This window comes from Duganella sp. 1224 (assembly GCF_013408245.1).
Lineage (GTDB): Bacteria > Pseudomonadota > Gammaproteobacteria > Burkholderiales > Burkholderiaceae_D > Rugamonas.
Genome location: NZ_JACBYS010000009.1, coordinates 137,213 through 148,379, shown reverse-complemented (window position 1 = coordinate 148,379; position 11,167 = coordinate 137,213). Strand labels below are relative to the sequence as shown.

The following is an 11,167-nucleotide window of genomic DNA, read 5'->3' as shown; positions in this document are numbered from 1 at the left end:
CTGCAAAAAGGCGACCCACCATGAAGCGCACTTCCCTCCTCTGGCCTGCCCTCCTCCTGACGCTGAGCGCCCACCCGGCGTTCGCCCAGTCGACCCCGAGCCAGGCGCCGCCAAAAATGGAAAAACTGGAGGAAGTGACCGACGACCCCGTCACCATCACCGCCAAACCGGCGGAAAGCAAGATCACCGAACGCCGCGACAACAGCGGCAACGTGGTGGAAGCCACCGTCAAAAGCGGCCCCAGCACCTACACCCTGCGCCCCAACCACCCGGCCGGCACCGCCATGCCGGGTGACGCCATGAGCGGCAACCTGCGCGGCCCGCAGTGGACGGTGATGGAATTCGACCTCGGCAAGAAGAAAAAGAAAGCCCCGGATGAAGAGGCCGCGCCGGACACCAACGCGCCGCCGCAGCCACCGACCGGCAAATAAACACACGGAACTTACACCTACATGGCAGTCTTTACCCCGGTATCGCTGGAGGATGTCACCCAGTGGATCACCCAATTCCCGCTTGGCAAAGCGCTCGCGCTCAAAGGCATCAGCTCCGGCATCGAAAACAGCAACTTCTTCCTGACGACCGAGCGCGGCGAGTACGTCCTCACCATCTTTGAAAACCTGTCGTTTGACCAACTGCCGTTCTACCTCAAGCTGATGCGCCACCTGGCCGAGCGCGGCGTGCTGGTGCCGGCGCCTATCGCCAACAACCAGGGCGAGCTGATCGTCGCCCTGCATGGCAAGCCGGCCGCCATCGTCACCAAGCTGGAAGGCAGCTCGCAGATGGCGCCGCAGCCGGTACACTGCGCCGCCGTCGGCGCCATGCTGGCCAAGATGCACCTGGCCGGCCTGGACTACCCGCTACAGCAGCCCAACTTGCGCGGCCTGGGCTGGTGGCATCAAACCACGCCGCAAGTGCTGCCCTTCATCCCCGAGGACAAGGCGCACCTGCTGAAAACCGAAGTGCACTTCCAGGAAGCGTTTGCCGCCTGCGACACCTACCACCAACTGCAGGTGGGCCCGGTGCACGCCGACCTGTTCCGCAACAACGTGATGTTCGACGGCGAGCGCCTGACCGGCTTCTTCGACTTCTACTTCGCCGGCTGCGACACCTGGCTGTTCGACGTGGCCGTCACCGTCAACGACTGGTGCATCGACCTCGACACCGGCGTGCTGGACGCCGCCCGCGTGCGCGCCCTGCTGGACGCCTACCACGCCGTGCGCCCGTTCACCGCTGCCGAGCACACCGCCTGGCAGCCGATGCTGCGCGCCGGCGCGCTGCGTTTCTGGCTGTCGCGCCTGTACGACTTCTACCGTCCGCGCGAGGCCGAAATGCTGACGCCGCACGATCCCGGCCACTTCGAGCGCATCCTGCGCGAACGCATCGCCACCCCGGCGCCAGGACTGTTCTGATGGAAAAATTACCCGCACGCGCAGGCTGGCACTGGGTCAAGCAGGGCCTGCAATTGTTCCGCAAGCAGCCCGGCGGCCTGATGGCGCTGCTGTTCGTCTGCATGTTCTCGTCGTTCTTCATCCTGCTGCTGCCAGTGATCGGCCAGATCATCTGGTGCGTGCTGATGCCGCTGTTCAGCGTGGCCCTGTTGCAGGGCTGCGCGGAAATCGACGGCGGCCGGCGCGCCATGCCGCAGCTGCTGCTGGCCGGCTTCCAGTCGCCGATGCGCAAGCAGCTGTTCGGCCTGGGCGGCATCAACTGCGCGCTGATGCTGCTGGCGATGCTGGCCATCTACGGGCTGTCCGGCGACGCGCTGGCGGCGCTGCGCGCAGCCCAGGCCAAGGGCGCCATCCAGCCGGAGGACGTGGAAGGCTTGTTTGCCGGCATGCTGACCGGCTCGGCCATCTACATGATCGGCTGGATGCTGACCTCGATGACGGCGCCGCTGATTTTCTGGCAGAAGATGGCGCTGACCAAGGCGCTGTTCTTCAGCGTGGTCAGCGTGCTGCGCGCGGTGAAGGCGTTTGCCACCGCCATCGTCATCCTGCACCTGCTGTACTTCTTCGGCGTGCAGCTGGTGCTGCTGGTACTGGGCGTGTCCAGCCTGGGCGTAGCCGGCATCTTCACGCTGCTGCTGATCTCGCTGGTGATGGTCCACTGCACGCTGTTCGTGGCCTACAAGCAGCTGTTCGGCACACCTCCGGCGCTGCCGGAGGGGGTCAACCTGAACAAGCCTTAAAGCTTCTCCAGCTTGGCAACGCTCAGGTCCAGCACCTTCATGCCGGCGCTGCCGAAGTTGATCTGAGCGCGGGCATTATTGCCGCTGCCCTCGATGTTGACGATCACGCCCTCGCCAAACTTGGCGTGGGCCACCGACTGGCCGAGGCGCCAGCCGGTGCTGGCCGCCAGCGACTTGCTGGCGATCTGCTGCGCCAGCGCCTTGTCCGAACCGGCCAGCGCCGGCTCGTCCCACGCCGACTTCTTGCCGCCGAACCAGCTGGGCTGGACTTTTGGCGTCAGCCACTTCAGCGCCTCTTCCGGCAACTCGTCAAAGAAGCGTGACTTCATGTTGTAGCGGGTCTGGCCGTGCAGCATGCGGGTCTGCGCAAAGCTCAGGTACAGGCGCTGGCGCGCGCGGGTGATGGCCACGTACATCAGGCGGCGCTCCTCTTCCACGCCGTCGTGCTCGCGCGAGCTGCTCTCGTGCGGGAACAAGCCCTCTTCCAGGCCGGTGATGAAGACGTTGTTGAACTCCAGCCCTTTGGCCGAGTGCACCGTCATCATCTGCACCGCTTCCTGGCTGGCGGCGGCCTGGTTGTCGCCGGCCTCCAGCGAGGCGTGCGACAGGAAAGCCGACAGCGGCGACATCACCGTCGCCAGCGGCGCATCGGCGTCCAGGATCTCGAAACCGTCCTCGTTGACCACGGCGGCGCCGGCGCTCGCCTGTGCCTGCGGGCCGAGGTGGGCCGGCGCGCCCTGGCCATAGCCCTCCTCCGACAGGAACTGGGTTGCCGCGCTGACCAGCTGCTCCAGGTTTTCGATGCGGTCGGCGCCTTCTTTTTCGGTCGCATAATGCGACAGCAGCGTCGACTGCTCCAGCACGATGCGCACCAGTTCCGGCAGCGCCATCTGCTGCGTTTCGAAGCGCGTGCCCTCGATCAGCTTGACGAAGCCGGACAGCGACGTGCCGGCCTTGCCAGTCACATACGGCACCGCCGCGTACAGCGAAATGCCGTACTGGTCGGCCGCCGCCTGCAAGGTCTCGATCGAGCGCACACCGATGCCGCGCGCCGGGAAGTTGACCACGCGCAGGAAGGCCGAGTCATTGTGCGGATTGTCCATCAGCTGCAGGTAGGCGATGGCATGCTTGACCTCGGCGCGCTGGAAATAGCGCAGGCCGCCGTACACGTGGTACGGAATGCCAGCCGAGAACAGCGCATGTTCGATCACGCGCGACTGCGCGTTGGAGCGGTACAGCACGGCGATTTCGCTGCGCGAGGCGCCATCGGCGATCAGGTTCTTGGTTTCCTCGATGATCCACTGGGCTTCGGACAGGTCCGAGTTGGCCTCGTAGACGCGCACCGGCTCGCCGTGGCCGGCATCGGTGCGCAGGTTCTTGCCCAGGCGCTTGCTGTTGTTGGCGATCAGCACGTTAGCCGCGTCCAGGATGTGGCCATGCGAGCGGTAGTTCTGCTCCAGCTTGATCAGATTCTTGACGTTGAACTCGCGCTCGAAGGCGCTCATGTTGCCGACGTTGGCGCCACGGAACGCGTAGATCGACTGGTCATCGTCGCCGACGGCAAACAGCACGCCGCCGCGCTGACCGCCGTGGCCGGCGAGCAGCTTCAGCCACTTGTACTGCAGGTCGTTGGTATCCTGGAACTCGTCCACCAGGATGTGCTGGAAGCGCTGCTGGTAATGCTCGCGCAGCGGCTGGTTGCGCAGCAACAGCTCGTAGGTGCGCAGCAGCAGCTCGGCGAAATCGACCACGCCCTCGCGCTGGCACTGGTCGTCGTACAGCTGGTACAGCTCGACCTTCTTGCGCTCGTCGGCGTTGTACGGATCGATGTCGTGCGCGCGCAGGCCCGAATCCTTGGCGCCGTTAATGAAGTACATCACCTCTTTCGGCGGAAACTTCTCATCATCGACGTTCTGGGCCTTCAGCAGGCGCTTGATGGCCGACAGCTGATCCTGCGAATCGAGGATCTGGAAGGTCTGCGGCAGCGCGGCGTCGCGGTGATGGGTGCGCAGCAGGCGGTTGCACAGGCCGTGAAAAGTGCCGATCCACATGCCGCGCGTATTAATCGGCAACATGGCCGACAAGCGGGTTAGCATCTCCTTGGCGGCCTTGTTGGTAAACGTCACCGCCAGGATGCCGGAAGGCGACACCTGGCCGGTCTGGATCAGCCAGGCGATGCGGGTGGTCAAGACACGGGTTTTACCGGAGCCGGCGCCCGCCAGGATCAGCGCGCTCTGCGCGGGCAAGGTCACAGCGGCGAGCTGTTCCTCGTTGAGGTTATGGAGAAGATTTTGCATCCCGTGATTATACCGGGACTCATCCCCCCAAACCGGGGTCAGTGCCGACATTCGGACACGAGCTCAACCCTAGCGTTCGCTACGGTTGAGCTCGTGTCCGAATGTCGGCACTGACCCCGGTGTTGGTGGTTAAGCGGATGGTGCGGGGACGGCTTTGCCGTTCTGCAAGCTCTCTTGCATCAGCGATTGCATGGTGCGTTCGGCGTCGCGCACGGCGTCGCGGTGTTTCATGGTGAGTACGCTCATGCGGCCTTGCAGTTCGCCCATCGGCGCGCTGGCTTCGCTCATTTTCCTGGACAGCGCTTTCATCGCGTCGTCCATCGCGGGCTTGCTGCCCATTTTGCTGGACAGCTCGCGCTGGTAGACGTCCATCTGTTTTTGCAGCGGCGCCATTTCCTGTTGCAGACTGGCCAGTTTCACCTGCATGGCGCGCAACTGCTCCTGGGAGCTGTCCGGTCCGATCTCGCGCGCGGTCTGGTCCATGCGACGGCCGATTTTTTCCTGCTCACGCGCCAGTAGCCGGATCTGCTCGTGCAGCGATTCGGCTTCGCGGCCGGCGCGGCGGCCGTACTCGCCGGCGGCGGCGCTCATCTCTTTGCCGATGGCTTCCAGGACCTTGCCTTGGGCTTCGATTTTCTTGCCCTGCTCGTCCATCTGGCTGCCGATGCGGTTGACCGGGGTCCACGCTTCGTCCAGACGGGCCAGCACGGCGGGATCTTTGATCACGTAGGTTTTGTCGCCGTCGCGGAACCAGAGGAAATCGTCGCGCATGGTGGCACGCAGTTGCGTTACTTTGCGGAGGTCGGCGGTGTCTGCCGAGACCGTCATGCGGTCGCTGCCACCGCGCACGATGGCGTAGGCGCCGCGTTGGCCTTTCGGGAAGTGTTGGCTCAGTTGGTCGCTCTTGATGCGCATGACACCGGAATCTTCCACTACGCTGACCTGGGCGGAAATCGCGCTTAGCACCGGCATGGCACGCGCCGACGCGGCGGCACGCGCTGGTGCGGCAGCAGCTGCCGCTGCGGCTGGTGCAGCGGCGGCAGAGGGTGCGGCAACCCGAGCTGTGGCGATCGCTGGGGCTGGCGCTGCGGCGGGGGCTGGCGCTGCGGCGGGGGCTGGCGCTGCGGCGGGGGCTGGCGCTGCGGCGGGGGCTGCGGCAGCGGCCGGGGCGGCGGCGGCCGGAGCCGGCGCGGCAGCGGGTGCCGCAGGCGCCGGTGCCACGTCGCGTGATGGCATCGGTGCTGCCGGAGCGGCGGGCGCCACCGGCGCAACCAGTTCCGGCGCTTCAGGCGCCGCTGCGGCGGCGGGCGGCGCGGGGACGTCCGCCACGTCGGGCACGGCTGGCAGTTCGGCTTCAACGGGCGCGGCCGGGGCGGCAGGCGGCGCTGGCGGTTGCGGCGCGGCATGGGCGTAGAACATGGCGCCGGCAGCCAGCAGCCCGGCCAGCGGCATGGCGATTTTCCAGCTGACCGGTTCAACATCGGGACGCAGCAGGCGTTTGATACGAGACATGAGATTTCCTCCGTGAGCCGCGTGGGCTAGTTGTGTTGTGTCGAACTGAAATCGATCCAGTTGCGACAGGGCTTGCGCCAGCTTGTGCGGCTGGCCGAGCATACTCACGGCCAGGTCGTCGGCGATTTGTTCCCGCTCGATCCGTATCCTGCGCGATAGTGCCCAAACACTAGGGTGATAGAACAGCCCGATTTCAATCGTGCTTTGTATGAGGTTGACCAGGTAGTCGTGCCGCTTGATGTGCGCCAGCTCGTGCGCCAGCAGCGCCTCCAGCAGGTCGGCCGGCATGCCGGTGACCAGCGCCGCCGGCACCAGCACGATCGGCTTCCAGCAGCCAGCCGTGATCGGGCTGTCCAGCCGCTCGGCCACGCCCAGCCGCACGTGAAAATCGATGTCAAAACGGCGCGCCAGCTCGGACAAGCGGCGCTGCCAGTAAGGATGGCTGGTGTATTGGTCCGGCCGCGTGTGGTCGGCCACCCATTTGAGGCCGATGGCCAGCCGCAGCGCCATCAGCGCCGCCCCCGCCAGCCACAGGCCGACGATCCACGGCAACTGCCGGCGCAGCAGGTCTTTCGCGCCGTCCAGCGCGCCATCGTTGAACAGCGACACGCCGGCCTCGCCCGCGCCGGACACGGCCACGGTCTGCACCGCGCCAAAGTCGCCAGCGGCGTGCCAGTCAGTCAGCTGGAGCAGGATGCTCGACAACGGCAGCGCGGCACACAACAGCATGCCGCCGCAGGCCACGGCGTAGCGCGTCTGCGGACGCGCCTTGCGCAGCAGGTGCATGACCAAGGTGACGCCCCAGCCGATCAGCAGTCCCTGCCAGATAAAGTGCAGCAGTGCCCAGCCCACGGCGGACACCATGGCCGGCAGCAGGCTATTCATCGCCGCTGCCCGCCGAGAAATTGAGATAGCTACCCATGCCGCCCTCCAAGTCGATGGATGTAGAATAAATTATCTAGATCGCGAAGTCTAGAACTTTTTTTCTACATCCATCCGGGCACAGCGTTTTAGTACAGCACCACCGAGCGGATCGACTCGCCGCTCTTCATCAGGTCGAAGCCCTGGTTGATGTCGTCCAGCTTCAGGCGGTGGGTGATCAGGTCGTCGATGTTGAGCTTGCCTTCCATGTACCAGTCAACGATCTTCGGCACGTCGGTGCGGCCGCGGGCGCCGCCGAAGGCCGAGCCCTTCCACTCGCGGCCGGTCACCAGCTGGAACGGACGGGTGGAGATTTCCTGTCCGGCCGCCGCCACGCCGATGATGATCGACTTGCCCCAGCCCTTGTGGCAGCACTCCAGCGCCTGGCGCATCAGCGTGGTGTTGCCGACGCACTCGAAGCTGTAGTCGGCGCCGCCGTCGGTCAGCTGGATGATGTGGTCGACCACGTTTTCCACCTGGTTCGGATTGACGAAGTGGGTCATGCCGAACTTGCGCGCCATCGCCTCGCGCGCCGGGTTGATGTCGACGCCGATGATCTTGTCCGCGCCCACCATTTTGGCGGCCTGGATCACGTTCAGGCCGATGCCGCCGAGGCCGAACACGACCACGTTGGCGCCGGCCTCCACCTTGGCGGTGAACAGCACCGCGCCGACGCCGGTGGTGACGCCGCAACCGATGTAGCACACCTTGTCGAACGGCGCGTCTTCACGGATCTTGGCCAGCGCGATTTCCGGCACCACGATGTAGTTGGAGAAGGTCGACGTGCCCATGTAGTGATAGATCGGCTTGCCGTCCAGCGAGAAGCGGCTGGTGGCGTCCGGCATCAGGCCCTTGCCCTGGGTGGCGCGGATCGACTGGCACAGATTGGTTTTCTGCGACAGGCAGAATTTGCACTGGCGGCATTCCGGCGTGTACAGCGGAATGACGTGGTCGTCCTTCTTCAGCGACTTGACGCCGGGACCGACGTCCACCACCACGCCCGCGCCCTCGTGGCCGAGGATGGCCGGGAAAATCCCTTCCGGATCGGCGCCGGACAGGGTGTAGTAATCGGTATGGCAGATGCCGGTGGCCTTGATTTCCACCAGCACCTCGCCTTCGCGCGGGCCGCCCAGTTCGACTTCTTCAATCGTCAGGGGTTTGCCCGCTTGCCATGCAACGGCTGCTTTGGTTTTCATGAATGTTCCTTTCGCGTGGGAACAGCATGATAACAAATCAATCGTGGAACGCGTCCACCACTTTGCGCTGGCCCAGCATGAAGGCGTCTGCCACGTGGCGCAGCGGCGCCACGTCCACGTCGGACTTGCCGGCCCGGACCAGTTGCGCGAAGCGCTGGTACAGCGACGGGTATTCGGCTTCCTCGTCCAGCGTCTGCTCGGCGCCGTTGATCCACAGGCGCGCGCCACCGTCGGCCAGCTTGACCTCGCCGCTGGCGGTGGTGACGACGATGTCCCAGCTCTGCTTGCCGGTCTGGCGCCAGTCGAACTCGGCGTGCACCTTGACGCCGTCGGCGTCCTGGAAGTGCAGGTCGGCGGCAATCGGGGCGTCGCGGTTTGCCGGGAATTCCAGCGCGGCCTTGCTCAGGAACACGGCCGAGGGCAGGATCTCGGTGACGATCGACAGCGCGTTGATGCCGGGATCGAACACGCCCAGGCCGCCGGCCTGCCAGATCCAGTCCTGGTTCGGGTGCCACTGGCGCACGTCTTCTTTCCAGATCACGTGCATGGCGGTGGGCGCGTGGGCGGCCAGGTGGGCCTTGGCCGGCTGCACGCCGGGCGCGTAGCGCGAGTGCCAGCTGGCGAACAGGGTCACGCCTTGGGCGGCGGCGAAGGCTTCCAGGTCGGCCACTTCCGACAGCGTGGCGCCAGGCGGCTTTTCCAGGAACACGTGCTTGCCGGCGGCCAGCGCCTTGCGCGCGGCGGCGTAGCGGTACTGCGGCGGCATGCACAGCGAAACCGCCGCGATGTCCGGACAGGCGTCCAGCATGGCCTCGATGCTGGGGAAGCTGGGGACGTTGTCGATGGTGTTGTTGCGGCTGGCCGTCGCGACCAGCGCGTAGTCGGCGGCCTGGGCGGTGATGGCCGGCAAGTGCTGATCGTAAACGATCTTGCCCACGCCAACGATGGCGAGTTTGATGGGTGACGTCATCTGTGTAGTCCTGATTGAGTGGATCCGGCAGCCTATCACCGACGCCAGCCACGCAACAAGGTCAGACAGCCGTCACCCTGTATTTATTATCAATAACGCGATTATTGCGGTTCAACCGGCATCGCAGGGCCGATGCCCAGCAGGTCGGACACGGTGCGCCACAGCTGGCGCGGCGAGGTCCACGGCTTGGGCAGGAAGGCGCTGCCGGCGTTGTGCTGCTCCGGGTGGCGCGCCGAGTAGACCAGCACCCGGGCGTCGGACTGGAAGGCGCGCACGTCGGCCAGCAGGTCGGCGCCGTCGCCGTCCGGCAGGTCCGGGTCCAGCACCACCAGCGCGAACTTCTCCTGTTGCAGCAGCGCCTGGGCGGCGGCCAGGGTCGGCACGTGGGTCACCTGGGTTTCCGGCACCAGCAACGCGGCCAGCACCAGCGCGGCGTCGTGGTCGCTGTCGACGTGCAGCACGCGCGGCGCGGTGGCAAAGATGGAAAAACCGATGGCGCCGCCGGTTTCTTCGGTGAACGGACGATAGGTGCCCGTAGGGTGGTCGTTGGTCATGGCTGTCTCCGCAGTAAAGCTGTTTGCAAGCTCGGCGGAGTTGGGCCGAAGGATTCGGGTGTGGCGCAGGGTGCAGGCGGCCAGTGGGGGCGACAGGCGCAGATTGAGGCCCGGTCGCTGCTGAGGCGGGCGGATGCGTGATCCGCCGCTCAGCCCATAGTGTACAACAAAAATGCCTCGGGGCAAGAAAAATTGCCCGAGGCGTTTACTTTTTCAGACGGTTGTTGAATGCGGCATGCAAGCTGTTGAGGGTTTCCTCGGCTGCCAGCAGCTGGTCCGCCACCTCGTTGACCTTGCGCCGGTTGGAGCGCGCGTGGTCGCGCAGCACCTCGAAGGCGGTGTTGCGGTCGGTCTGGAACTTGCACATCAGCAGGCCCACGGCCAGGCTGGTTTCGCGGCCGGCGGCCAGCGCGGCGTTCAGATTGAGCTCGGTGCGGCGCAGCTGGCGGATCTCGTCGGCGCGCGCCAGGCCGGCGGCGAAGGCCGGCATCAGCTGCTTCTCGTCGACCGGCTTGACCAGGAAGCCGACCGCGCCGTACGAGGCGGCCTGCTTGCCGGCGTCGGCGTCGCCGCGGCCGGACAGGAACATGAACGGCACCGAACTGGTCGCGTGCAGCTGCTTGGCCAGTTCCAGGCCGTTCATGCCGGGCATGTGGATGTCCAGCAGGGCCAGGTCGGGCTCGCGCTGGGCGATCGCTTGCAGGGCTTGTTCGGCGGAGGACGCCTTGGCGACGTCGTAGCCGGCATGGCTCAGGACTTCACCGAGGAAGTCCAGCAGCAGAGGGTCGTCGTCGACGATGAGGATCAGACGCTTGGAGGTGGTGGAAGTTAACGGCATAGGGGCGGCTACCTCGGGCTAATGTAACGATCCCATTATAAAGCCGAAAGCCGTCCACACTTCAAGCGTTTTATTGCTGAGCGAAAAGCGCGTGGAAGCGGGTCGCGGCTTCAGCCACACTTTCAGCTTGATAGATGCTGCTGATGGCCGCCACCATGTGGGCGCCGCGGGCCACCAGCGGCGCGGCGTTGGCGGGCGTCATGCCGCCGATGACCACGGTGGGCACGCGCAGTTGCGCGCGCGCCTGGTCGAGGATGGCGGGCGGCGTGGTGACCGCGTATTGCTTGACGCGCGACGGGTAGAAGCCGCCGAACGCCACGTAGCTGGCGCCGGCGTCCTGGGCGTGCAGCGCGCGCGGCAGGTCGCCGTAGCACGAGGCGCCGATCAGCTTGCCGGCGCCGAGGCGGGCGCGGACGGCCGCCACTTCATCGTCGGTGCCGCCGAGGTGGACGCCGTCGGCGTCCAGTTGCGCGCACAGGTCGACGACGTCGTTGACGATGAACGGGACGTTGTGGCGGCGGCACAGCGCCAGCAGCGCGGCGGCCTGCTCGGCGCGCTGCGCGGGGGCGGCTTCCTTGTGGCGGTATTGCAGCAGGGCGATGGGGACGGCGCGCATGGCCAGCTCGCTGGCGTGCAGCAGGCGGTCAGTGTCGTTCCAGTTGGGGGTGACCAGGTAGAGTCCTTGCATGGT

At 65.8% G+C, this 11,167-nt stretch carries 10 protein-coding genes; 3 read left to right on the top strand and 7 right to left on the bottom strand.

Going from position 1 to position 11,167, the window contains the following annotated elements; genetic code table 11:
- The first annotated feature begins 20 nt into the window (after window positions 1–20).
- The 3 genes from FHW58_RS25640 to FHW58_RS25630 are packed head-to-tail and all read left to right on the top strand — an operon-like array spanning window position 21 to window position 2,188.
- On the top strand, window positions 21–431 hold the full coding sequence (locus tag FHW58_RS25640) for a hypothetical protein (RefSeq protein ID WP_179676018.1): 411 nt from the start codon (window positions 21–23) through the stop codon (window positions 429–431).
- Between the two features lie 21 nt (window positions 432–452).
- The gene (locus FHW58_RS25635; protein ID WP_179676017.1) at window positions 453–1,409 is read left to right on the top strand and encodes a homoserine kinase; all 957 of its coding nucleotides are present in this window, start codon (window positions 453–455) and stop codon (window positions 1,407–1,409) included.
- Complete coding sequence (locus FHW58_RS25630) at window positions 1,409–2,188, top strand: BPSS1780 family membrane protein (RefSeq protein ID WP_179676016.1); 780 nt, start codon at window positions 1,409–1,411, stop codon at window positions 2,186–2,188. The genes FHW58_RS25635 and FHW58_RS25630 overlap by 1 nt, the downstream gene beginning before the upstream one ends.
- Here the strand turns inward: FHW58_RS25630 and FHW58_RS25625 are convergent.
- The 7 genes from FHW58_RS25625 to thiE form a co-directional block, all read right to left on the bottom strand.
- A complete protein-coding gene (locus FHW58_RS25625) occupies window positions 2,185–4,485 on the bottom strand; it encodes a UvrD-helicase domain-containing protein (RefSeq protein ID WP_179676015.1) in 2,301 nt (766 codons plus the stop codon). The genes FHW58_RS25630 and FHW58_RS25625 overlap by 4 nt on opposite strands.
- A 129-nt stretch (window positions 4,486–4,614) precedes the next feature.
- On the bottom strand, window positions 4,615–6,882 hold the full coding sequence (locus FHW58_RS25620) for a M56 family metallopeptidase (RefSeq protein WP_179676014.1): 2,268 nt from the start codon (window positions 6,880–6,882) through the stop codon (window positions 4,615–4,617).
- A gap of 125 nt (window positions 6,883–7,007) precedes the next feature.
- A complete protein-coding gene (locus FHW58_RS25615) occupies window positions 7,008–8,114 on the bottom strand; it encodes an S-(hydroxymethyl)glutathione dehydrogenase/class III alcohol dehydrogenase (protein WP_179676013.1) in 1,107 nt (368 codons plus the stop codon).
- Window positions 8,115–8,151: 37 nt separating this feature from the next.
- Window positions 8,152–9,084 (bottom strand): Gfo/Idh/MocA family protein, encoded by a 933-nt coding sequence (locus FHW58_RS25610; RefSeq protein ID WP_179676012.1) that lies wholly within the window; start codon window positions 9,082–9,084, stop codon window positions 8,152–8,154.
- A gap of 101 nt (window positions 9,085–9,185) precedes the next feature.
- A complete protein-coding gene (locus tag FHW58_RS25605) occupies window positions 9,186–9,638 on the bottom strand; it encodes a response regulator (protein ID WP_179676011.1) in 453 nt (150 codons plus the stop codon).
- Window positions 9,639–9,843: 205 nt separating this feature from the next.
- The gene (locus tag FHW58_RS25600; protein WP_179676010.1) at window positions 9,844–10,476 is read right to left on the bottom strand and encodes an ANTAR domain-containing response regulator; all 633 of its coding nucleotides are present in this window, start codon (window positions 10,474–10,476) and stop codon (window positions 9,844–9,846) included.
- A gap of 70 nt (window positions 10,477–10,546) precedes the next feature.
- Window positions 10,547–11,164, bottom strand: a complete 618-nt coding sequence (thiE, locus tag FHW58_RS25595) for a thiamine phosphate synthase (protein WP_179676009.1) — start codon at window positions 11,162–11,164, stop codon at window positions 10,547–10,549.
- Window positions 11,165–11,167 lie beyond the last annotated feature (3 nt).

Excerpts from the sequence above, each read along its gene's own strand:
- FHW58_RS25640 (WP_179676018.1), top strand. The coding sequence starts at position 21 with ATGAAGCGCACTTCCCTCCTCTGGCCTGCCCTCCTCCTGACGCTGAGC.
- FHW58_RS25635 (WP_179676017.1), top strand. The coding sequence starts at position 453 with ATGGCAGTCTTTACCCCGGTATCGCTGGAGGATGTCACCCAGTGGATC.
- FHW58_RS25630 (WP_179676016.1), top strand. The coding sequence starts at position 1,409 with ATGGAAAAATTACCCGCACGCGCAGGCTGGCACTGGGTCAAGCAGGGC.
- FHW58_RS25625 (WP_179676015.1), bottom strand. The coding sequence starts at position 4,485 with ATGCAAAATCTTCTCCATAACCTCAACGAGGAACAGCTCGCCGCTGTG.
- FHW58_RS25620 (WP_179676014.1), bottom strand. The coding sequence starts at position 6,882 with ATGAATAGCCTGCTGCCGGCCATGGTGTCCGCCGTGGGCTGGGCACTG.
- FHW58_RS25615 (WP_179676013.1), bottom strand. The coding sequence starts at position 8,114 with ATGAAAACCAAAGCAGCCGTTGCATGGCAAGCGGGCAAACCCCTGACG.
- FHW58_RS25610 (WP_179676012.1), bottom strand. The coding sequence starts at position 9,084 with ATGACGTCACCCATCAAACTCGCCATCGTTGGCGTGGGCAAGATCGTT.
- FHW58_RS25605 (WP_179676011.1), bottom strand. The coding sequence starts at position 9,638 with ATGACCAACGACCACCCTACGGGCACCTATCGTCCGTTCACCGAAGAA.
- FHW58_RS25600 (WP_179676010.1), bottom strand. The coding sequence starts at position 10,476 with ATGCCGTTAACTTCCACCACCTCCAAGCGTCTGATCCTCATCGTCGAC.
- thiE (WP_179676009.1), bottom strand. The coding sequence starts at position 11,164 with ATGCAAGGACTCTACCTGGTCACCCCCAACTGGAACGACACTGACCGC.